General features: G+C 70.1%; 1 pseudogene. It reads right to left on the bottom strand.

Annotated elements, in window-relative coordinates:
* Positions 1 to 119: 119 nt before the first annotated feature.
* Positions 120 to 559: pseudogene (locus KN815_RS33705) on the bottom strand (TetR/AcrR family transcriptional regulator C-terminal domain-containing protein); the annotation flags it as partial.

Here is a 559-nt window from a genome sequence, read left to right as displayed (position 1 = left end):
CGGCACGCGGGCTGAGGGGAGTGAACAGAAGGCGCAACGCCTTTGTCAACGATGTTGCGCCGATTTGCCGGGGAAGCCGCGGAAGGGCGTGGTGCCGGGTGCGGTGGTGGTCGTGGGGGCTACGCCCCGCGCAGGGTCTCGGCCCGCTTCTCGATCGCCGAGATCAGGGCCTCGACCCTGGCCTTGAAGATCTGCTCATCCGTCACCTCGGCGAGTTCGGTGCTCAGGCCGGTGATATTGGGGAATGCCTGCGCGTCGACCAGGCGGTATTCGCGGCTCCAGGCGGACTCGTCGGCCGCCCGGATGTCCGCGCCGAACAGCAGGTAGGCGGCGCGCTGGCCGACGAAGGCGAGGAGCGAATCGCCGACCATGCGGTAGTGGACGGCCGCCTCGGCGCCCTGGAGTCCGGCCTCCGTGACGGCGCCGAGGATGAGTTCGACGACCCGGAACTCGTTGGGGCGCCGGGTGGTCCGGCTGGCCATGGCCGAGCCCACCACCGGGTATTTGAGGGCGACCGCCAGTGAGCCGTCGGCGAGCGCCCGGATGCGTCCCTTCCAGT

Origin of the sequence: Streptomyces niphimycinicus (genome assembly GCF_018883605.1) — a bacterium.
GTDB classification, from domain to species: domain Bacteria; phylum Actinomycetota; class Actinomycetes; order Streptomycetales; family Streptomycetaceae; genus Streptomyces; species Streptomyces niphimycinicus.
The sequence above is the reverse complement of the archived record's forward strand: the minus strand, read 5'-3'. Positions and strand labels throughout refer to the sequence as shown.